This window comes from Maricaulis sp., from assembly GCF_048268525.1.
Taxonomy (GTDB): domain Bacteria; phylum Pseudomonadota; class Alphaproteobacteria; order Caulobacterales; family Maricaulaceae; genus Maricaulis.
In genome coordinates, this window is sequence record NZ_JBLWVH010000002.1 from 45069 (window position 1) to 63589 (window position 18521).

An 18521-nucleotide genomic window follows, 5' to 3' on the forward strand; every position below is an offset into this window, starting at 1 on the left:
GCAGGAATTGTTCAATCTTCGAGGCGGGTCACGATCGGCACCTGCTCGTCAAAATCACCACGGTTGTCGAACCAGAGGTCTTTCCAGCCCGGGTTCATCGTTTCGATCAGCGCGATCTTCCAGGCGCGGCGCCAGCGCTTGATCAGGTATTCGCGGTGGGCGGCGGATTCGAAGCCGTCATGCCATTCGTACCAGCCGAGTTGCTTGATGCCGTGCCGCTTGGTGTGACCGGGAATAGCGCCGGTACGATGCTGCCAGGTTCGCCAGACCAGGTCTTTCGTGCGCCCGACATAGAGCGCGCCGTGCGGGCGGCTGAACAAGAGATAGACGGCTTCCGGCGCGAACATCGTCATGCAATTTATAATTGCTCAATGTGTACTTTATCGCAATGGGGGAGTTGCGCGGTCCGTCCCGTCGGCCCCGGATCTGCGCCCGGCCTTCGCCGGGCTTCGTCCGGGGGAAATGAGTTTGTTTCTGAAAGATATGGTCATCCCATTTTTCCCGGACGCGCAAAGCGCGATCCGGGACCGACGTTGGGCTCATCATTGGAGAACTCGTTCGGTGTTCGAGGCGGGTTGCGAACGGCACGCCTTCGTCGAAATCACCATGGATGTCGAACCAGCCGAGTTGCTTCTTGATTTCGATCAGGCCGCCCGGCGCGGGGCTTCGATTGGCATGTGCTGGATGAAATCGATGAAGCGGGAGCCGAAGGCGCCATTGGCGGCGCGGATGGCTTCGGCGTGTTCGATCAAGCCGGCCATGAAGTGTTCGGCCTCGGCGCAGCAGGCGCGCGCCTTGCCGGATTCGCCACAGCCGTCCGTGAAGTCGAGAATCTCCTCGGTCACGATGACCAGCTCATTGATCAACGACAGGATTTCGGGACCGCTGGCGAGGCGTTCCCGCGCCGCCACAATTTCTTTGACAAGGGCAGTGTATTCACGGGCTCGATAGGCCGTGAAGTCACGGGGTTTGGCTGGGGATTGCGGCAACTCGATCATCACGCTCACTGGATCGACGCCCTCTCCGCCACCCATTCGGGTGCGGGGGAACGCGCTCTCTCATTCTTGGTCATATAATATGACTCAAGAGCGTCCCGGAGTCACGGCTCAGCCGAAAAGCGCATCCACATTGGCCTGGGCGGCTTCGTCGTCGAGTTCGTCCTCGGTGTCGGCATGGCCGTTGATGGTGCCCGAAGCGGCGGCGATGAGGGGCTTGATCTCCTCGCTGGCCAGCTCGGCGATCCGGGCGCAGGCCTCCGGGCTGGTGGTCTCGCGCAGCACGGTCTGGGCCTTGAGGACCTCGTCATCGATCTGAAGGATCAGGGTTTCCAGATGCGCCCGCACGGCGTTCGGCGCCGAGCGGTAGGCGAGGATGGCCAGTTCCTTGTCCTTGAAGGTGGAATTGGCGAAGTGGGCCGGATAGTCCGCCGGCGTCCATTCCAGCACGTCTTCGGCGCAATCGGGCATGTCCGGCAGCATTTCCATCAGCATCACCACCTCGTTGAAGTGGTTGAGATAGTCGGTTGCCAGGCCGGTAACGGGGTTGATGTTGGCGGCCCGCAGGGCGTCGGCTGTCAGCGGGCCTTCGCCCATGACACCGCGCTCCACATCCAGATTTTCAGCCCCGGTCAGTCTCATCCTGCGACTTTATCTTGGACATTCTTTCCAGAGGGATAACCATTCTGCAATCCTGGGATCGGCGTCAACGGTGCTCTTCCTCGCTGATTTCCGCCAGCCGGCGGGCATAGGCCGCCTGGGCATCGGCCTTGGTGATCACACCGGTCACCAATTGGGCATCCGATCTCTCGCGCACGATGACACTGTCGAGCTGTTCCGCGTCCAGCACGGCAAAGGCGCGCCCCAGCGTGTCGTCCTCATAGAGGCAGGTGCCGTCGGGAACGGCCGCTTCGCCCCAGCTGCCAAGCGGTTCCATGACGTCGCGGACCCGGACGATCTGCAACACCAGGCGACTGGCGCCGCCGGCAATGTCATAGCCACGGCGGTGCATCTGCAACTGGAACAGTGAGCCCCCGAGTGCCGACTGGGACAGGACGGTGGCGAGCGAGACGGCGACCAGAACGGCGACGGAGGCCTCGTAGCTGGCCGTCAGTTCGAACACGATCAGCGTGGTCGACAGCGGCGCGCCCAATACCGCTCCGGCGACGGCACCCATGCCGATCACAGCGAAAAACCCCGGCCCCGCCGTCTGGTCGCCGGCGAGAAGCGCCAGCGACAGACCGAAGGCCGATCCCAGCATGGCGCCCAGATAGAGGGAGGGCGAGAAGACCCCACCGGGAAAACGGCAGGCCAGCGAAACGATGGTGGCGACGGTCTTGAGGATCAACAGCAGGACGACGAGGCCGAATGTGTACTGGGTCGTCAGTGCGTTCGAGGTCGCTTCATAACCGACGCCGAGGACTTCAGGGGCCATCAGCGCAATCAGCCCGACCGCCAGTCCACCGGGGATCGGCAGCAGCCAGTTGGGCAGGTTGATCCGGTCCGTCCAGCTGGCGAACAGGTTGGGCAAATGAATGACGCCGCGATTGAAAATGATCACCAGACCGGCTGCCGCGACTCCGAGCGCGGCCGCTGCCGGGAAGTCCCACAGGCTGGCCGCAGCCATTTCCGGCACGCTGAACACCGGCGCCTGCCCGAAATGATGGCGCACGATCAACGCGCCCACGACGCTGGAGGTCGCGACCGGGGCGATCGAGCGGAGGGCGTAGTGGCCCAGGATGACTTCGAAGGCGAACAGTGCGCCGGCAACCGGCGCGTTGAAGCTGGCCGAGACAGCCGCGGCGGCACCACAGGCAAGCAGGATGCGCGAGCCGCGTGCGGCCATGCCGAAACGGCTGCCAATGAAAGCGGCGAGGGTGGCGCCCAGGTGGACAGCCGGGCCCTCGCGTCCGGCGCTGGCGCCGCCACCAAGTGAGATCGCGGACATCACAGCCGAATAGAGCCCGGCCTTCACATCGATCCGTCCCGACTTCACGGCTCTAGCTTCCAGCACGTCGGCGACGCCGAGACCGCGCCCGTCGGGCGACAGGCCGAACCGGCGTCCCAGCCCCAGCATGGCAGCGATGATACAGCCGGTGATGAGGGGGATGATCACGATCCGCCAGGCGGGCAGGCTGGAGGCTGCGCTGGCCAGCTGTTCTTCCGTCGCGCCGAAGGCAGACTGTTCGACCCAGCCAATACCGAGGCGCAATCCCAGAGTGGCATAGCCGGCACAGATGCCGACCACGATCGCCAGCCCCCAAAGGGCTGGTCCGCGACCGTCGCGAAAGGCCTGTCCGATCCGGTTGATCACATCATTCCGCCTGAAAGACTCAGCTCGTCTCACGGTTTGGCGCGGGTTGCCGGATGCGGTCAAGTTGCTGCGGCCTTGACGCGAAACCAATTGGTACCATATAAGCGAAACCAGTTGGTTTCATGAGGTGGTGATGACCGTTCCCGATCCCGTGTTCAAGGCGCTCGCCGATCCGACCCGCCGCTCGATCCTGCTTCTGCTCGCAGCAGGGGACCGGACGGTCGGTGAGGTGGCGAGCCGGTTCGACATGACACGGCCGGCCGTGGCCAAGCATCTCAAAGTGCTCGGCGATGGCGGTCTGGTGACGGTCGAGGCTCGCGGCCGGGAGCGCATTAATCGTCTCAATCCGGAGCCGCTGGTGCAGGTGGCCGAATGGGTCGCCCGGTTCGAGGTGTTCTGGGACGAACGCCTCACAGCCCTCAAGAAGGAAGTGGAGACGACGCATGACTGAGGCCCGTATAGAAAAATCGGTCTTCCTGAAGGCCAGCCCGCAACGGGTCTGGGATCATCTGACCCGGCCGGAATTGCTAGCCCGCTGGTTCCATCCCGCCGATACAGAACTTGTTGACGGCGCGGGCTTCGCCCTTCTGAGCAATAGTGGTGATGGCAGCCGCGTCTGCTGGGGCGAGGTGCTCGAAGCCGAACCGCCGACCCGTCTCGTTTACAGTTTCACTCATAAATGGCTGGACGGGCATCTGACGCGGGTCGAATGGACGCTGACCGCGGTCGCCGGAGGCACTCTGCTGAAGCTCGTCCATGACGGGTTCGAAGGCGCCAAGGTCGATGTCTTTGACAGCCTGTGCGACCATGATGCCGGTTGGGACGAGCATTTCGGCAAGCTGCGTGAACGGGTCGTGGAGGTTGAAGCCGCGACCGCATGAGTTGGCGCTTGTGCCCCCGTATCGAGCCGGTAAGCTGACCGCTCAATGCGGGGGTCCCATGCGTCATTCATACAGTGTTCCAGCCAGCCTGTTGGCACTCACCATGGTCGGTGGCGGCGCCTTTGCCGCGCAGGACGAAGAGCTCAATAGCCAATACACACGGATCGACGAGGCCTGTGTGGAGGCCCAGCTTCCTGATGAACCGGTGTATGAGGCCGTTTGCCCGGGGTTTGGCGGCTGGATGGTCCATATCGTATCAGGTGAGCACGGTTCGGCCTCGGCCTATGCGCGTCCGGGCGTCGCCCGATCCGACTATATCAACGCACCGACACGCGGCCTGTTTGGCGGCTTTCATGATGTCATCGAATGGCGGATTGACGGTGATGGCGCCTTCGCCACGATCCACCGCTATGTCCATTACAACACGCCGGATGTCGTGGAATTCTATGAGGGTATCGAGGAACCCAATACGCTGATTGTCACAGCGCTGGCGGCGGAAGGGGGCTATACAGTCTGTCCGGTCGCCTATGTGGATGCCTCGGTACTGCCCGACGCCAACATCATCGCCCGTGCGGCCGCCGATGAGCTGGCGCGCGGCTGGGATTGCGGTAACGAGCCGGTTCGTTTCAATGACGCCATGCCGGATGTGGACGCCTATTTCGCCTCGCTGGGCCGCAAGCGGGCCGGTTAGGCGCCGTCGATCTCACGGCGCAGGGCCTGAACGACCCGGATCCGGACCGATGAGGCCAGCGGCTCGTCGGCGCGTGCCGCGTCGATCTCGCCAATCAGGCTGGCGAGTGACTGGCCCCGGTCGCGGGCCATCCGGTCCAGCTCGGTCCAGAAGTCGGGCTCCAGCGAGATCGAGGTGCGGTGGCCGGCGAGAGAGAGGGAGCGTTTGAGCAAGGGCATGGCCGGACACTTGGGGCTCCGCCCGGAAATGGCAAGGGGCCCGGACCGGCGAACCCGCGCGACTTGCACCCCGCGACTTGCTCCCATCGCCAGACTGGCCATCTTTGGGCCGAGGAGATTCAGCCATGACCTCATTTGACACCGTTCGCGCCCGGGCCCTGCAACATCACCCTGACCTCGACGAGCGCCTGGCGGCGCACCCGGCACCGAAATCCGCGGACGAGCTGCGGTCGGTCCCGGATGATCGCTGGCTGGCCCGGATGACACGCTGTGTCTTTCAAGCCGGCTTTGTCTGGAAGGTGATCGAGGCCAAGTGGGACGGCTTCGAGGCGGCATTCGAAGGGTTTGACCCCAACCGGATCAGCTTCTGGTCCGATGATGATATCGCCCGCCTGGCCTCGGACGAGCGGATTGTCCGCAATGGCCAGAAGATCACCGCGACCGTGGAAAATGCCCGCATGGTCGCCGATCTGTCCGCCGAGCATGGAGGGTTCGGGACCTTCATGGCCAACTGGCCGACCGACGACCAGGCCGGCTTGCTCGCCCTTCTCAAGGCTCGCGGGTCGCGAGTGTCCGGCATGACCGGCCAGTATTTCCTGCGCTTTTCCGGCTGGGATGCCTGGATCCTGTCCGGGGATGTCGGGGCCGCGCTGGTCCGCGAGGGCATAGTCGACAAGCCACCGACCTCGAAGTCCGCGATCGCGAAATCGGCCGCCGCCATTGCAGCCTGGGCAAAGGAAAGCGGGCGCTCGCAAAGCGAGGTCAGCCGAATTTTGGCGCTCAGCGTCGGATAGGATATTGCAGTGAATTGGTTTTTCCCTCTAGTATTGGAAGGCAACTTGGATCACTCCGCTCCGGGTCTGACCTGTTGATCGAGTCGTTGCATGCTGCGTTGGTACAAACCTGTCCATCTGTCGAAGCTGCGCGTGAACGACGTGCCGGACCTGCCGGGCGTCTATGTGCTGCTGCGCGACGCGGATGATCTGTCCAGCGTTCTCAAGATCGGCCCGACCCGGTCCCTGCGCGCGATGTTCGAGCGCGAGATGGCCATCCCGGACAAGGGGCGCGGCCTGCACCCGCGTGCCATGATGTTTGCCGAAACCTGGGCCGATGCCGAAGAGGCCCAGCGTCTGATCGTCGCCTACAAACGCAAGCACGGGCGCCCGCCGCCGATGAATTCACAATATTAGGGGCGGGACCCGGGGTGCGCGGTGGCTCAGCTGTCGTCGCGCTTCTTGCCATCCAGCTCGGCCAGCCGGCGCAGGCGCTCGGCTTCGACCGCATCGCGCAGGGCTTTCGGCGTGCCATGGACGACGCGATTGGTCTCGGCAACAGCCGCCCTGTCCTTGCGGGCCTTCTGTTTGCGATACTGGCGAAGATTGACGGGTTTGGTCATGTGACGCTCGACTGTGCCTCGTACACCTTGAGTGCATCCAATTGCCGGTCCGGCGCATCCTATCAACGGCTCGTGCGTTCGATAAGGAAATTTCCATGCTGGCTCAATCCGTCCGTTTCCTGACGGCGCCCTTTCGTCTCATCCCCTGGTATGTCTGGCTGGTCACCGGCCTGGTGCTGGCCTGGCTTGGCCGCAACATCCTGTTGATCATCGCCACGATCATTGCCTTTCACCCGATCCCCATTCCGCCGATCTTCCAGGGTGAGCCGGAGACCATCGCCGAAGCGCGAACCCAGGATCTGCGCCATTTTCAACATGTGCGCCGCAATGAACGCTCCATGGATGATGCCATGAGGGCTCGTTTCGATGCTGCGGTCGAAGCGCTCGAGGCCGAGGCGGCGGATCTCACCGATGCCGAGTTCCAGCTGGCCCTGGCCGGCATCCAGGCCATTATCGACAACGCGCATTCCAACGCCTCGGCAACCCGCATGGTTCAGTCCTTCGCGCGCCTGCCGATCCGCACCACCTGGATGGGGGGCGAATTGCGGGTTCTGCGTGCCCTGCCGGATCAGGAAGCCCTGCTGGGTGCCGAGCTGACCCATATTGGCGGCGTCCCGGTCGAAGAGGCGATGATGCGGTTTCGCGACTCCTTCGGCGGTATCGACGCCTGGTTCCGCAGCTTCGCGCCCCTGCTTCTCGAGACGCCTGCCTATCTGGCCGCCGTCGGCATTGACGACACGACCTTGCGTCTGCGCTTCGCGGATGGCCGCGTGGAAGAGATCGTGCTGCCGGTTGTCGAGCCGATTGACGGGGCGCGGCGCCTTTTTTCCGCAGATCTGGTTGTACCGACAGCGACCGAAACGGATGATTGGAGGAGTGTCCAGCCGGCCGGTGAGCCGCTCTATCTGGGCAATCCGGATCGCGGTTACTGGTTCGAAGCCGTGCCGGAGCTCGATGCAGTCTATCTGAACCTGTCGCAGAATTTGAATGATGAAAGCGGCGAGTCTCTCGCGGACTTCGTTGTGCGAGCGGGTGACGAGATCGCGGCGATTGCTCCTTCGGTCATCATCGTCGACCAGCGTCTCAATGGCGGTGGCGATCTGACCATCACCCAGCCGCTGATGGCACGCCTCGGCGATATTGTCGGTCCTGAGGGGCGTGTTTATCTCTTGACCAGTGGCAGCACTTTCTCGGCGGGCATCGTCAATCTGGCGATGGCCAAGGAGGCAGCCCCCGCGCAGACGCGACTTGTCGGTGAACCGATCGGCGACCGCCTGCAATTCTGGGCCGAAGGCTGGTGGTATTCCCTGCCCAATTCCGGCTTCCGTGCGCGCTATTCAACCGGTTTTTATGACCTTCAGAATGGCTGCGAGGGCCTGTTCATCTGTCCCTGGGGCAGTCTGCATATCTTCCCGGTCATTGTGGACGATCTCGATATCGACATTCCTGCTCCCATGAACTGGGACGCCTATGTCGCGGGCCGCGACCCGGCGATGGAGGCGATCCGCGCAATCGAGCAGCGCCGCGGATAGCCCACCGGCTCTCAAGGCGTACACGAAATGAGGGGCGGCTCGTCGGAGCCGCCCCTCATCGTTTTCGCTAAACCGAACCCCGGATCAGGCCTTCGGGCCGATCATTTTTTCCGGACGCACGATCTCGTCGAACTGCTCGCCGGTGACGAAGCCCAGCTTGACCGCTTCCTCGCGCAGCGTTGTGCCGTTCTTGTGGGCGGTCTTGGCGACGATGGTGGCGTTGTCATAGCCGATCGTCGAGTTGAGCGCGGTGACCAGCATCAAGGAACGCTCCATCAGGGCGGTGATGTTGTCCTCACGCGCCGTGATGCCGACCACGCACTTGTCGGTGAAGGTATTGGCGGCGTCGGCCAGCAGGCGGATCGACTGCAGCACGTTGAAGATGATCACCGGCTTGAAGACGTTGAGCTCGAAATGACCCTGTGAGCCGGCAAAGCTCACCGTGGTGTTATTGCCCATGACCTGGGCGCAGACCATGGTCATCGCCTCGCACTGGGTCGGGTTGACCTTGCCTGGCATGATCGACGAGCCCGGCTCGTTCTCCGGCAGGGCGATCTCGCCCAGACCCGAGCGCGGACCGGAGCCCAGCAGGCGAATGTCATTGGCGATCTTGAACAGTGAGACCGCGGCTGAATTGAGCGTGCCATGCGCCTCGACCAGCGCGTCCTTGGTTGCCAGCGCCTCGAACTTGTTCGGGGCCGTGACGAATTTCAGCTTGGTCAGGGCCGCGACTTCTTCGGCGAAGGTCTCGGCGAAGCCGGGCAGTGTGTTGAGCCCCGTGCCGACAGCGGTGCCGCCCTGGGCCAGCTCGAGCAGGGCCGGCAGGGCCGCTTCTATGCGGCGGATGGCATTGCCGACCATGGCGACATAGCCGGAGAATTCCTGGCCCAGCGTCAGCGGCGTTGCATCCTGCAGATGGGTGCGGCCGATCTTGATGATGTCCTTGAAGGATTTCGCCTTGTCGTTGAGTGCATTGTGCAGCTTCTGCAAGGCCGGCAACAGGGCGTGGCTGATCTCTTCGGCGGCGGCGATATGCATTGCCGTCGGGAAGGTGTCGTTGGACGACTGGGACCGGTTTACATGGTCGTTCGGGTGGATCGGGTCCTTTGAACCGACCACGCCGCCGAGCATCTGGATGGCGCGGTTGGAGACCACTTCATTGGTGTTCATGTTGGACTGGGTGCCCGAGCCGGTCTGCCAGACAGACAAGGGGAAATGGTCATTCCACTTGCCCTCGGCGACTTCCAGTGCGGCGGCGGCAATGGCGTCGGCCTCACGGGCCTCCATATTGCCCAGTCGATTGTTGGTCAGGGCGGCCGAGCGCTTGACGATGCCCAGCGCCCGGATCAGCGGCACCGGCATGGTTTCCACCCCGATGGGGAAGTTGATCAGCGAGCGGGCGGTCTGCGCGCCAAAGAGTTTTTCGGACGGGACTTCAAGCGGTCCAAAGCTGTCGGTTTCGGTGCGCATCTCGCTCATCAGGGGAGGCTCCTTGCAGCGCCATGGGCGCGGGTCGATGATGGTGACGGTTGATTCGAACGTGTATCACTCGCACATGAGCGATCAAGACGATGATGCGCATCGCCGGGGGGCATGACGCAAAAACGGGTTGGATGAGGGCCGCGATCGGCCAAGGGAAGGTTCAGGCGAAGATGTCTGGCGACGAACTCAATTTGCGCGTTGACGCAGTGACGACCCAGACGCGGCGATTCAAATCGCTGATCGGGGAGTTTTTCCGTCTCGAGTTCAAGCGCGCCCAACCGAAATGGGGGCCTTATGAGGTCTGCATCGAGATCGCGCGCCAACCCGATAGTGCGGACCATGATGTCGACCGCGTGGCCAAGGCGGTGCTGGATGCGCTGACCGGCGTGGTCTTCCATGATGACAGCCAGGTCGAGCGTCTGCTCGTTACCAAGGTCGAAGGCGACAGGCCGCGAATTGCGGTGACTGCGCGCCCGATGCAGGAGGTGCGCATTCTCGAGGATGCGTGACACAGCGCTGTTTGTGCTGTGTGGTGATTGTTGAGTGTTTGGGGGAAGTGACATGAAGCAGATGTTTGTATCGGCGCTGGTCGTCGCGGCTGCCGGCGTGGCCGGAGCTTATTTCATGCCAGGCGGTGCGCCGGGCGAGGGCCCGGTTGCGGGGCCTGTCGACGGGCCGGCGGATGGTGGCAGCGCCACACCTGAGGCCGCACCGGAGACGTTGCTCTCCTACACCGACGAACGCGGCACATGCAGCGGCGAGGAGCACGTCTCCGAAGATGAGCGCGTGACCTATGAGCAGTCCTGTGACGGCATTTCTGGCTGGCGCTGGTATGCCGAGGCGAGCGAGCATGGCGAGACCAGCCGCTTCAGCGACCGCAATGATCCGGGAGTCCAAGGCCAGTATGGCGGCTATCTCGGCAATTTCGGCCAGTTTCACACGGTGATCGAGTGGCGCGTCCTCGACGGAGCGCCCTACGCCACCATCCATCGCTACATCTCGGCCACCTTCGAAACCGGCGATGCTGTGCGGCAGGAAACCCTGATTGTCGCCGCATTGCGGCCGGGCGGTTCTCCGACCTCCTGCCATGTCGGCTTCGTTGATGCGACCGCCGTGTCAGGCGCCAACGAGATCGCGCGCGAGATGGCGGACCGGATTGCGCCGGATCATGATTGTGCCAGCGACACGGTGTGGGTGGTCGATGCCGCGTCGCCGTCTGTCGACGCGGCCCTGGCCAACGGATCGACCCGCCCGGCCAACTGATCAGCGATTGCCGCCTGCGAGCCTGGCCGCTTCCGGTCGGGCGCGCAGGCGGGCCATCGCCCAGACGCCGACAGCCGGTCCGATCGCCAGCGGTGTGAAGGCCCAGATCCAGCCGACCCACTCGATCCAATAGCCCAGCCCCTGGATCATGATCACGGTCAGGGTGAAGCCCATCGCCGTCTGGATGGTCAGCAAGGTGCCGGTCCGTTCCGGCGGGGCCAGTTCTGTGATGGCGGCGGAGAATTGGGCGCTGTCGGCGATCACCGCCATGCCCCAGACAATCAGCAGCGGGATCATCAGCCAGGGTGCCAGCTGAAAGGCGGGGCCGACCAGCAGGGCGCAACTGCCGGAAATGGCAAGCGCGATCATGGTGATACGGGTCCGCCCGAACCGGTCGGCGAGGCGACCGGCGGCGAGGCAGGCGAGGGCGCCGCTGGCGACCACCGCAAAGGCGGTCAGGTCGCCCAGGCGCGGCTCACCGCCCAAGCGCGTCCAATAGGCGTGAGCAAAGGGACCGATCCAGGCCCACATGGCGTACAGTTCCCACATGTGACCGAGATAGCCCAGATTGACCAGGCGCAGGGCCGGGTCCCTGAACGCCAGTGTGATCGCCGCCGGATCCAGCCTGGCTGCGGGACGCAGGCCGGGGCCACCCTTGGCAAACAGGATGAGACCGGCCGCGATTGCGGCAGCCATGGCCGACGCCATGAAGGGCAGGCGCCAATCGGTGATGTCTCCGGCCATATTGAATACAAATGGCAGGGCCGAGCCGAGGGTCAGGGCGCCGACCAGCAGGCCGACCAGGAAGCCTGCATCGCCGCGCGCCCAGCTGGCCGCCAGCTTCATCCCGACCGGATAGACCAGCGCCAGCGCGGCGCCCGCCAGTGCACGGCTGGTGATCATGCTCCAGCCGCCCGGCTCCATTTGCAGGGCCGCGATATTGGCCAGGGCGGCGACGATGCTGCCAAGGGCGAACAGGCGTTGCGGCGGGATCCGGTCGGCCAGACCGCTCACAGCGCTGAGAACGGCGCCGATGACAAAGCCGAGCTGGACCGAGCTGGTCAGCGCAGCCTGTCGCATCGGATTGATTTCCGTTCCGGCCATCAAGGCGGGCAGCGCGGCCGCACCGGCGAACCAGACAGACAGGGCGAGGACTTGCGAGATGGCGATCAGGCAAAGCGCTGCCGATTTGCCAGGCAGGCCTGCGGGCGCGCTCACGGTTTGGTGGTTGGCTTGACCCGGCGGACCTGACAGGTGGCGCTGGCCTTGGCAGCGATCTCGCCGCCCGGTGTCCAGACCGTGCCTTCCATGAAGGCGACCCGGCCACCGATCCGCATCGCCTCGCCGCGCGCGCGACACGTTTCGACGGGTAGTGGATTGTAATAGCTGGTCTTGATTTCGAGCGTCGGTACCCCGCAGGTAAAACGTTCGGCCACCAGCACCGACAGCGACATCACTTCGTCCAGCATGGCGGTGATGATGCCGCCCTGCACGCTGCCCCGGAGATTGGCGAGTTGCGGTGTCGGATTGAATTGCGCCTCGATCCAGCGCCCCTCGATGGAGAGGTCGATCAGTTCGAAACCGAGCAGGGTGGAAACATTGGTGCGCACGCCGCGGGTCACAAGGCGGTCACGGATTTCATCCGCGCTCAACGGTTCCGGTGGAGGGCCATCAACCAGATCGGGCGCCAGCAGAAAGGGGTGTTCACTCACTTCTTGCGGAAGCTGTCGAGGCTGACCACCTGGGCGCCATCGCCGTTCTCGCCAGCCGTGGACGCGCCGGCATCGGCCTTGCCCTTCTTGGGCTTGGGATCATCCGGGAAACCGGCCTCGTCCTCGGCGCCGTCATGCTCGAACTGGAGATGAAAGCCGACGCTGGGGTCGTGAAAGCGGGAAATCGCCGAATAGGGCATTTTGAGATATTTCGGCACGCCCGAGAATTTCAGCGTCACCTCGAAACCGGTCTCGGTGACGTTGAGGTCCCAGAATTGATGCTCGAGCACGATCGTCATCTCTTCCGGGTATTTTTCCAGCAGGGTCGGGTCGATATCGACGCCGGGAGCTGTGGTGCGGAAGGTGATGTAGAAATGGTGCGGGCCGGGCAGGCCTTCCGGGGCGCCGGCCTTGAGCAAGGCCTGTCGCACGACGCCGCGAAGTGCGTCCTGCGCCATCAGGTCATAGCGCATCAGGTCTTTGGCCATGTCCCAACTCCCCCGGTAACAATTGAAGGGTACTCCAAGCGCTAGGCAGGTCAACGAGCAAGGGCGGTACGACTGCACATGGCGCGGCGAAACGAAAAAGGGCGCGCTCCTTGTTGGTGCGCGCCCTCGGGATCCGTGATTGCGGCAGGCTTAGCCGTCGCAATTCTTTTCGGTGTAGATGTCCATCAGATGGTCCTGGCGCTCTTCCGCCAGATCCATGGCGCGGTCGGCTTCCATGTAGTTGCCGACGGCGGCCGGCCAGAAGAAGACAACGGCCGCAACATTCGCGGTGTTCACACCTTGATTGTTTTCGGCTTCTTCCTGGATGTCATCCAGGGCTTCCATTTCGGCTTCCAGCTGGGCGCAGGTCATGTTCCGATCGCCGGGCTGGCGGACGTCGACTTTGGGCGTGGACGTACAGGCGGTGGCGAACAGCGCCGCCAGGCCGGCGGCGAGAATTGCAGACGTTTTCATATTTCCCCCAATAGGCCCCTTCATGGGGCGATCAGAAGATAGGGTTCAATGAATTTTCCGGTCAACTGCAAAGTTCTGTCCCGGCTGCAACACGCCAAAGCTGCCGCGTGTCGCGACGGGCATGTCGGCTCGGCCAGGCTTCTGAGGCGGCATTTCGAATAACGCAGAAGGCGGGGAGAAAAGTGGAGGCTTCTGTTGCCAGGCGCCTCCGGGCCCCGCCTATTCCGGCTAAAGGGAATAGGAGTTTAGTGCGAGATTACCCGCGCTGACTACGCAGCGAGAGCGACCTCTTCAGCAAAGTTGTCGTTGGCAACTCTGAAAATGAGCCTGTAAGGGGCCTCACCCCGGCGAAAGCCATCTTCTTTACCCGTCCGTCGATCCTGTTTCGGCCCCAGGCATGTCCGCCAACGCAGAACAGTTATGGTGGAGCCGCCGGGTACTGCCCCCGGGTCCGGTCCGGTTATTACAAGCGCGTTTATCGCCATAGTCGGCAAGCCGACAGTCTCAATATAGGGGATCGTCGGCCGTCATTGAAGGGGGATGCCCAGTCTTCGTGTCGGGCAGGCCGCATTTTCCGCCCGCGAGGGAGCAGCGGATCGGGCCGGCTTGCGCAGGGCCGAAGCGCCGGAGTTCGGTGTTGCGGTGTGACCACGGGCCATCTTGGCCGGCTACAGGACCGGCAGGATAATGAGTCCCAGCGCGGCTGCCGCGAGGGCGACTGCATAGCCGATGACCTGAACCGGCAGTCTCAGCAGCGCGCCATACCAGCTCGACCCGTAAAACTGCCGGTCGGAGAGCCAAATCAGGGCGAACTGTCCCGCCAGGGCGAGCAGGGCGACGACGACGGCCGCTCCGGTATTGCCAGCCACCAGATTGGCCAGCAACAGCACGACAGCAAAGCCTGGCAACAAGGCGGCGTGGAAATAGAGCGACAGGATCACATGCTCGATCACCGTGCGCTTGGGATGGAGCAGCAGGTTGATCAGGGCCATGGCCAGGACCATCAGGATCAACGCTTGGGCCGCCGCCGCCGATGAGCTCGCCTCGAAGCCAGCCGGGTCGCGGATCGCGCCAAAGGTCAGCTCGGCGATGATCGAAGGCACTTGCGCATCCGCCATGACAGCCCGCAGGCAGTCGGCGGTCGCCCGGTCGATCCGTCGAGGTTCGGGGCTGGCACCGCGTTGCATCATGGTGACATTGACGCCGCTATCGGCCGCGTAAACGAGCTGGCCGTCGGCGTTGATCTCGTCAGGGCCAGGCATCACACCGCAGGAGACCGACGCCGCGGCGGTGCCGCCGAGTGCCCGGCTGGCCTCGATGGATGCCATGCGGCGCTGGATGTGGTCCTCGTCCTGGGCGCGGACAGTCTCGGCCGCAGGGTAGGGGGCCACGGCAATGACCCGCACGCCCGCAAGGCTCATGGCGGCAAAGAATACCAGGCTGACCAGCAGGTAGAGCCGGATCGGCGGTGTCCAGCGGGCCCGTTGCCCGTCGGCATAGGCGCGCGCCAACCTGCCCGGGCCGGCGAAGAGAGCCCGCAGCGTGGACAGGAAACGGCCGTCCCAGACAAAAATGTCGCCCACGGTATCGGTGACCAATATCCAGACAGGGCGACGGATCTCTTCATGTGACTGGCCGCATTGCCCGCAATACGGCCCGTCGAGGCCTGCGCCACAATTGGCGCATAGGTCCCGGCGGCTCGGGTTCGAAGATGGATCAGTCAAACGGCATCCCCCCTGGGCGGCACTAAGCGGCAGTGGTCCGCACCGGTCAATATCCGCGCGAGTCAGAGCGGATCCGGTTGGGGCGACCACGCCTGCAGCCAGGCCTGCCAAGCACCCGGAATCGCGCTAGCAAATCGCCATGTCCAAGCTCTACTTTACCTATTCCGCCATGAATGCCGGCAAATCGGCCATACTGCTCCAGGCCGCCCACAATTATGGCGAACGCGGCATGGCAGTCATGTTGTGGACCTCGGTCCACCACGCCGCTGAACCCGGTGATCGCACCGGCCTGATCGAATCCCGGATCGGCCTGAGGGCGTCGGCACAGATATTCGCGCCGGACACCGACCTGTTCGCCGCGATCAAGGCGCAGGCCGGCGCTGCTGCGCTCGACGCCATATTTTTCGACGAGGCCCAATTCCTCACCGCCGACCAGGTCCGTCAGCTGGCCCGTGTGGTCGACGAGTTGGGGCTGCCTGTCCTGTGCTACGGCCTGCGCACGGATTTCCTCGGCGCGCTCTTTCCCGGTTCGGCGGAGCTGCTGGCCCTGGCCGATCATCTGCGCGAGGTCCGCACGGTCTGCCATTGCGGCCGCAAGGCAACCATGAATCTGCGCCGCCAGGCTGACGGTCGCGCCGTCGCCGAGGGCGAGCAGGTCGCGGTGGAGAAGTCGGACTATGTCTCGCTTTGCCGCAAGCACTTCTTCGAGGCGCTGGCGGGTTAGGATGCGAAGGCGATGTCAGGCCAAACGGCCAGCCATCGCCCGCCGCTCACCGCTGGCACTACGTGGCCTGCCACTCAGAATGTCTGAACAGCGTCATTCGGGATTTTTTCGCCAGCGTCACTCTCGGCAAACGCGTCGATGAGAGCCATGAAAGTGCTGCCGACAGGGTGACCTGCGGGCAAGCCATCTGCCGGATAGCTTGGTCCGCCCTTGGCCTGTGCAACGCTCCGTGGCACGAGGACCCAGGCTTGCTGGTTCCGGTCCAAGATCCAGACTTCTTCTTCAGCCGTCTGGTTCGTGGCGGCCCGCAAGTCGTCCGCAAGCTGCTCTGTCGCGCTGCGCTGCGCCAAGGCCTCTTGCGGCAGGGCCGCCATGGTCAGGGCCGCAACCAGCGCGCCCGAGACAAGTTTGAATTCACGCATCGCAATGATTTCCTGTGATTTTCAATCAGTCATTTCTGAGATTATCGGCCCGTTCCGCGAACTACAACACTTGCCGGCTGGCCGCCCCGGGCAATCGTCTTCACGTTCGGGACCTTGTTGCCCTTGAAACTGTCGAAACAGGAGGGGGCGCAGGTGGCAGATATCGCACCCGCGACCACCGGCGAGGCAGGCCTGCCGCGCCAGGTGATGATCCGGCCCCGCCCACGTCCCGCACGCCGGCCTGAAGGGCGAACCGATGCAATGATGGCCATGAACCGGTCATCGAAATGATCTTTGAAGAGGCCATTGTGGGTGAACGGGACACTTCGAAAAGGCTGCGATGTGCCCCGTTCACGCCAGCATCAGGTCAGCCCATCGTGAAAACATTCAGCTTGTTTCCATCGGGGTCTCTGAAATAGCCGGCGTAGAAGCCTTCACCGCGCGGGCCGGCGGGGCCTTCGCAGGGGGCACCGAGCTCTTCGACGGCCATTTTGTAGACCTTGTCGACCTGTTCCTTGCTGTCGGCCTGGAAGGCGGCCATGACACCATTGCCGATCGTGGCCGGCTCGCCATTGAAGGGTTTGGTCAGGCCGATGCCGGCGCCGCCATCGGGCTTGCCCCAGGCAATGAAATTGTCGTCGCCCATCATCCGGCCGACGCCGAATTCGGCGCACAGGCGGTCGTAAAAGGCGGCGGCCTTCTCCAGGTCATTGGTTCCCAAAGTTACATATCCGAGCATTTGATTGTTCCCTCTATGTTCCGATGTCTCGACCCTACACGAAAACCGCAGGCGGGCGAGTCACATTTCAATGACTCCTGACAGGACGGTGGTCGTAGCCGGGCACGGGTTCGTCGCACGTTCGAATCTCCCTAAAATTTCTCCGGGCGGTCCGGTTGCGGCGAGCCTCAACGGGGAGACATTCATGAAAAAGATGATCGCGGAATTCGAATAAACCGGGCCAGACACAGTTTTCGAGATCACGCGCTGTCGTCCTTGCCCGGACGACTAAAGTCTCCAGTGAGAAACGGTACGCAACCCTATTTTGTTCCTGCCATGTAAAGAGCAGTAAACACGAGTCTGCTTTTGGGGTGAAGTCATGTTCATGAATCGATCAGTGTTTGCAAAATTTCAGAATGCGGCATTTTGCGGTGTATTTTTATTCACTATTTCTTGTCAGAAAGCGCAAGATGATCTGGATGAAGAAACCAGAGCGGCTCGTTTGGAATTTTTCGAGGGGAGGGCGGCGGTTACACTGCCGGTCGATATTAGAGAAGAGGCGTTACACGAATATATTGGCAGAAGGATTTTTGTTTCTGGCCTGTTGGCAGTTCATGATGATCGCAGATTTTCGATTGCTCTAAGTAATGTAAATCTAGAAGTTCGATATAATCCGCTATCTGGTCGGTTGTTTGAGTGTGATGGGGAATTGGTTACGGCGGCTGGCGTACTAAGTTTCGTAGATGGCAGTTTTTCGATTGCTCCGCCACAATACCGATCGATTTACACATCCGAAGATCTGGGTGGCGGGCGATCGATTTCGTCAGCATGCAGTGATGACGAATAGTAGAGAGTAAGAACAGGCGCGCGCACCAATTGTTTCGTGTCCATGGAAATGGAGACAGGCGCAATGGAAAATTGTGGGTAGGCACCTTTTTTGGGCGGTTTTGGCGATTCTGTACTACCTGCAATTGGTGCTTGTCCCCATTTACTCGACAGCATCGTGCTCCGTGCAAGGCAATGGATGTTGATGAGGTGAATCGTGCCCCATGTTATTGATTGGAAGAAGGTGCTTCTCCATTTGATTGTATTTCCAAGCGTAGCATTCCTAGCGTTGATGCCTGTTGGTTACCTGACACGTGAAGGCAACTTGATCGAAAATATGTTTGTTTTGCCTCTAGGTGGAGCGGGAATGGTCGTGGCCATGTTTTCATATGCGTACATTAGATTTGGCCTGCCAAGGCCAAAATGAGCAAGAAAATTGCGGAGGTTCACTTACGAATTTCCACTCATACGACCGTTTCGCCTACGGCTATGATGTAGCATCCGGCCTGTTTCTCAGGTCGCGACTGCCCCTGCGCCAATTTCCCCTATGCTTATGTCGGGAACAATCCGCTGAATGCGACGGATCCGACGGGGGAGCAAAGGCGCAACTTCTTAGATCGCAAAAACCGGGGACACGTACCGATTTAGTTTTCCGAACGAAC

Annotated in this window: 24 protein-coding genes and 1 other RNA gene; 10 read left to right on the forward strand and 15 right to left on the reverse strand. The window is 62.4% G+C overall.

From position 1 onward, the window contains the following. Positions 1–11 precede the first annotated feature (11 nt). The 4 genes from ACN0X9_RS01580 to ACN0X9_RS01595 all read right to left on the reverse strand — a co-directional run bounded on the left by ACN0X9_RS01580 (position 12) and on the right by ACN0X9_RS01595 (position 3309). A complete protein-coding gene (locus ACN0X9_RS01580; RefSeq protein WP_417485887.1) occupies positions 12–353 on the reverse strand; it encodes a GIY-YIG nuclease family protein in 342 nt (113 codons plus the stop codon). A gap of 291 nt (positions 354–644) precedes the next feature. Beyond that, positions 645–1007: a hypothetical protein gene (locus tag ACN0X9_RS01585; protein ID WP_417485888.1), complete on the reverse strand. Its 363-nt coding sequence runs from the start codon at positions 1005–1007 to the stop codon at positions 645–647. A gap of 99 nt (positions 1008–1106) precedes the next feature. Further along, on the reverse strand, positions 1107–1637 hold the full coding sequence (locus ACN0X9_RS01590; protein WP_417485889.1) for a hypothetical protein: 531 nt from the start codon (positions 1635–1637) through the stop codon (positions 1107–1109). A gap of 64 nt (positions 1638–1701) precedes the next feature. After that, positions 1702–3309 (reverse strand): chloride channel protein, encoded by a 1608-nt coding sequence (locus ACN0X9_RS01595; protein WP_417485890.1) that lies wholly within the window; start codon positions 3307–3309, stop codon positions 1702–1704. Positions 3310–3442: 133 nt separating this feature from the next. Here ACN0X9_RS01595 and ACN0X9_RS01600 point away from each other — a divergent pair, with 133 nt between their 5' ends. The 3 genes from ACN0X9_RS01600 to ACN0X9_RS01610 are packed head-to-tail and all read left to right on the forward strand — an operon-like array spanning position 3443 to position 4881. Next, the gene (locus ACN0X9_RS01600) at positions 3443–3760 is read left to right on the forward strand and encodes an ArsR/SmtB family transcription factor (RefSeq protein WP_417485891.1); all 318 of its coding nucleotides are present in this window, start codon (positions 3443–3445) and stop codon (positions 3758–3760) included. Continuing rightward, positions 3753–4190 carry an SRPBCC family protein gene (locus ACN0X9_RS01605; protein WP_417485892.1) on the forward strand — a complete coding sequence of 146 codons (438 nt, stop codon included), beginning with the start codon at positions 3753–3755 and terminating at the stop codon, positions 4188–4190. Before ACN0X9_RS01600 ends, ACN0X9_RS01605 begins: the two co-directional genes overlap by 8 nt. 58 nt (positions 4191–4248) lie before the next feature. Further along, complete coding sequence (locus ACN0X9_RS01610) at positions 4249–4881, forward strand: hypothetical protein (RefSeq protein WP_417485893.1); 633 nt, start codon at positions 4249–4251, stop codon at positions 4879–4881. On the opposite strand, the gene ACN0X9_RS01615 is transcribed toward ACN0X9_RS01610, so the two are convergent. Next, on the reverse strand, positions 4878–5099 hold the full coding sequence (locus ACN0X9_RS01615) for a ribbon-helix-helix domain-containing protein (protein ID WP_417485894.1): 222 nt from the start codon (positions 5097–5099) through the stop codon (positions 4878–4880). The two genes, ACN0X9_RS01610 and ACN0X9_RS01615, sit on opposite strands and share 4 nt — an antisense overlap. Positions 5100–5224: 125 nt before the next feature. Here ACN0X9_RS01615 and ACN0X9_RS01620 point away from each other — a divergent pair, with 125 nt between their 5' ends. Next, positions 5225–5893 carry a DNA-3-methyladenine glycosylase I gene (locus ACN0X9_RS01620; RefSeq protein WP_417485895.1) on the forward strand — a complete coding sequence of 223 codons (669 nt, stop codon included), beginning with the start codon at positions 5225–5227 and terminating at the stop codon, positions 5891–5893. A gap of 90 nt (positions 5894–5983) precedes the next feature. Next, on the forward strand, positions 5984–6289 hold the full coding sequence (locus ACN0X9_RS01625; protein ID WP_417485896.1) for a hypothetical protein: 306 nt from the start codon (positions 5984–5986) through the stop codon (positions 6287–6289). Positions 6290–6315: 26 nt separating this feature from the next. On the opposite strand, the gene ACN0X9_RS01630 is transcribed toward ACN0X9_RS01625, so the two are convergent. Beyond that, the gene (locus ACN0X9_RS01630; protein ID WP_417485897.1) at positions 6316–6495 is read right to left on the reverse strand and encodes a DUF4169 family protein; all 180 of its coding nucleotides are present in this window, start codon (positions 6493–6495) and stop codon (positions 6316–6318) included. A gap of 95 nt (positions 6496–6590) precedes the next feature. Between ACN0X9_RS01630 and ACN0X9_RS01635 the strand changes: the two genes are divergently transcribed. Beyond that, a complete protein-coding gene (locus tag ACN0X9_RS01635; RefSeq protein WP_417485898.1) occupies positions 6591–8027 on the forward strand; it encodes a hypothetical protein in 1437 nt (478 codons plus the stop codon). Between the two features lie 84 nt (positions 8028–8111). Here ACN0X9_RS01635 and fumC read toward each other — a convergent pair whose 3' ends face one another. Continuing rightward, entirely contained in the window at positions 8112–9506 is a 1395-nt protein-coding gene (gene fumC / locus ACN0X9_RS01640) for a class II fumarate hydratase (protein ID WP_417485899.1), read from the reverse strand. Positions 9507–9679: 173 nt separating this feature from the next. On the opposite strand from fumC, the gene ACN0X9_RS01645 reads away from it, so the two are divergent. Continuing rightward, a complete protein-coding gene (locus ACN0X9_RS01645; RefSeq protein ID WP_417485900.1) occupies positions 9680–10018 on the forward strand; it encodes a RusA family crossover junction endodeoxyribonuclease in 339 nt (112 codons plus the stop codon). Between the two features lie 52 nt (positions 10019–10070). Next, the gene (locus ACN0X9_RS01650) at positions 10071–10772 is read left to right on the forward strand and encodes a hypothetical protein (protein ID WP_417485901.1); all 702 of its coding nucleotides are present in this window, start codon (positions 10071–10073) and stop codon (positions 10770–10772) included. On the opposite strand, the gene ACN0X9_RS01655 is transcribed toward ACN0X9_RS01650, so the two are convergent. The 6 genes from ACN0X9_RS01655 to ACN0X9_RS01680 form a co-directional block, all read right to left on the reverse strand. After that, positions 10773–11990, reverse strand: coding sequence for an MFS transporter (locus ACN0X9_RS01655; protein ID WP_417485902.1), 1218 nt, complete (start codon positions 11988–11990; stop codon positions 10773–10775). After that, the gene (locus ACN0X9_RS01660) at positions 11987–12484 is read right to left on the reverse strand and encodes a PaaI family thioesterase (protein WP_417485903.1); all 498 of its coding nucleotides are present in this window, start codon (positions 12482–12484) and stop codon (positions 11987–11989) included. The genes ACN0X9_RS01655 and ACN0X9_RS01660 overlap by 4 nt, the downstream gene beginning before the upstream one ends. Further along, positions 12481–12972: an SspB family protein gene (locus tag ACN0X9_RS01665; protein WP_417485904.1), complete on the reverse strand. Its 492-nt coding sequence runs from the start codon at positions 12970–12972 to the stop codon at positions 12481–12483. The genes ACN0X9_RS01660 and ACN0X9_RS01665 overlap by 4 nt, the downstream gene beginning before the upstream one ends. Positions 12973–13122: 150 nt before the next feature. Further along, complete coding sequence (locus tag ACN0X9_RS01670; protein WP_417485905.1) at positions 13123–13446, reverse strand: hypothetical protein; 324 nt, start codon at positions 13444–13446, stop codon at positions 13123–13125. A 181-nt stretch (positions 13447–13627) separates the two neighbouring features. Further along, positions 13628–13985, reverse strand: a transfer-messenger RNA (tmRNA) gene (gene ssrA / locus ACN0X9_RS01675). Between the two features lie 129 nt (positions 13986–14114). Next, complete coding sequence (locus tag ACN0X9_RS01680) at positions 14115–15029, reverse strand: DUF3667 domain-containing protein (RefSeq protein WP_417485906.1); 915 nt, start codon at positions 15027–15029, stop codon at positions 14115–14117. Between the two features lie 280 nt (positions 15030–15309). Between ACN0X9_RS01680 and ACN0X9_RS01685 the strand changes: the two genes are divergently transcribed. Continuing rightward, positions 15310–15894, forward strand: coding sequence for a thymidine kinase (locus ACN0X9_RS01685; protein ID WP_417485907.1), 585 nt, complete (start codon positions 15310–15312; stop codon positions 15892–15894). Positions 15895–15968: 74 nt separating this feature from the next. Here ACN0X9_RS01685 and ACN0X9_RS01690 read toward each other — a convergent pair whose 3' ends face one another. Beyond that, positions 15969–16316 (reverse strand): hypothetical protein, encoded by a 348-nt coding sequence (locus ACN0X9_RS01690; RefSeq protein ID WP_417485908.1) that lies wholly within the window; start codon positions 16314–16316, stop codon positions 15969–15971. Positions 16317–16683: 367 nt separating this feature from the next. Continuing rightward, on the reverse strand, positions 16684–17055 hold the full coding sequence (locus tag ACN0X9_RS01695) for a VOC family protein (protein WP_304071471.1): 372 nt from the start codon (positions 17053–17055) through the stop codon (positions 16684–16686). A 358-nt stretch (positions 17056–17413) separates the two neighbouring features. Here ACN0X9_RS01695 and ACN0X9_RS01700 point away from each other — a divergent pair, with 358 nt between their 5' ends. Continuing rightward, positions 17414–17881 (forward strand): hypothetical protein, encoded by a 468-nt coding sequence (locus ACN0X9_RS01700; RefSeq protein ID WP_417485909.1) that lies wholly within the window; start codon positions 17414–17416, stop codon positions 17879–17881. Positions 17882–18521 lie beyond the last annotated feature (640 nt).

Coding starts and splice junctions, on each gene's coding strand:
- ACN0X9_RS01580 (WP_417485887.1), bottom strand. CDS start 353: ATGACGATGTTCGCGCCGGAAGCCGTCTATCTCTTGTTCAGCCGCCCG.
- ACN0X9_RS01590 (WP_417485889.1), bottom strand. CDS start 1,637: ATGAGACTGACCGGGGCTGAAAATCTGGATGTGGAGCGCGGTGTCATG.
- ACN0X9_RS01600 (WP_417485891.1), top strand. CDS start 3,443: ATGACCGTTCCCGATCCCGTGTTCAAGGCGCTCGCCGATCCGACCCGC.
- ACN0X9_RS01605 (WP_417485892.1), top strand. CDS start 3,753: ATGACTGAGGCCCGTATAGAAAAATCGGTCTTCCTGAAGGCCAGCCCG.
- ACN0X9_RS01610 (WP_417485893.1), top strand. CDS start 4,249: ATGCGTCATTCATACAGTGTTCCAGCCAGCCTGTTGGCACTCACCATG.
- ACN0X9_RS01615 (WP_417485894.1), bottom strand. CDS start 5,099: ATGCCCTTGCTCAAACGCTCCCTCTCTCTCGCCGGCCACCGCACCTCG.
- ACN0X9_RS01620 (WP_417485895.1), top strand. CDS start 5,225: ATGACCTCATTTGACACCGTTCGCGCCCGGGCCCTGCAACATCACCCT.
- ACN0X9_RS01625 (WP_417485896.1), top strand. CDS start 5,984: ATGCTGCGTTGGTACAAACCTGTCCATCTGTCGAAGCTGCGCGTGAAC.
- ACN0X9_RS01630 (WP_417485897.1), bottom strand. CDS start 6,495: ATGACCAAACCCGTCAATCTTCGCCAGTATCGCAAACAGAAGGCCCGC.
- ACN0X9_RS01635 (WP_417485898.1), top strand. CDS start 6,591: ATGCTGGCTCAATCCGTCCGTTTCCTGACGGCGCCCTTTCGTCTCATC.
- fumC (WP_417485899.1), bottom strand. CDS start 9,506: ATGAGCGAGATGCGCACCGAAACCGACAGCTTTGGACCGCTTGAAGTC.
- ACN0X9_RS01645 (WP_417485900.1), top strand. CDS start 9,680: ATGTCTGGCGACGAACTCAATTTGCGCGTTGACGCAGTGACGACCCAG.
- ACN0X9_RS01650 (WP_417485901.1), top strand. CDS start 10,071: ATGAAGCAGATGTTTGTATCGGCGCTGGTCGTCGCGGCTGCCGGCGTG.
- ACN0X9_RS01665 (WP_417485904.1), bottom strand. CDS start 12,972: ATGGCCAAAGACCTGATGCGCTATGACCTGATGGCGCAGGACGCACTT.
- ACN0X9_RS01670 (WP_417485905.1), bottom strand. CDS start 13,446: ATGAAAACGTCTGCAATTCTCGCCGCCGGCCTGGCGGCGCTGTTCGCC.
- ACN0X9_RS01685 (WP_417485907.1), top strand. CDS start 15,310: ATGTCCAAGCTCTACTTTACCTATTCCGCCATGAATGCCGGCAAATCG.
- ACN0X9_RS01690 (WP_417485908.1), bottom strand. CDS start 16,316: ATGCGTGAATTCAAACTTGTCTCGGGCGCGCTGGTTGCGGCCCTGACC.
- ACN0X9_RS01695 (WP_304071471.1), bottom strand. CDS start 17,055: ATGCTCGGATATGTAACTTTGGGAACCAATGACCTGGAGAAGGCCGCC.
- ACN0X9_RS01700 (WP_417485909.1), top strand. CDS start 17,414: ATGTTCATGAATCGATCAGTGTTTGCAAAATTTCAGAATGCGGCATTT.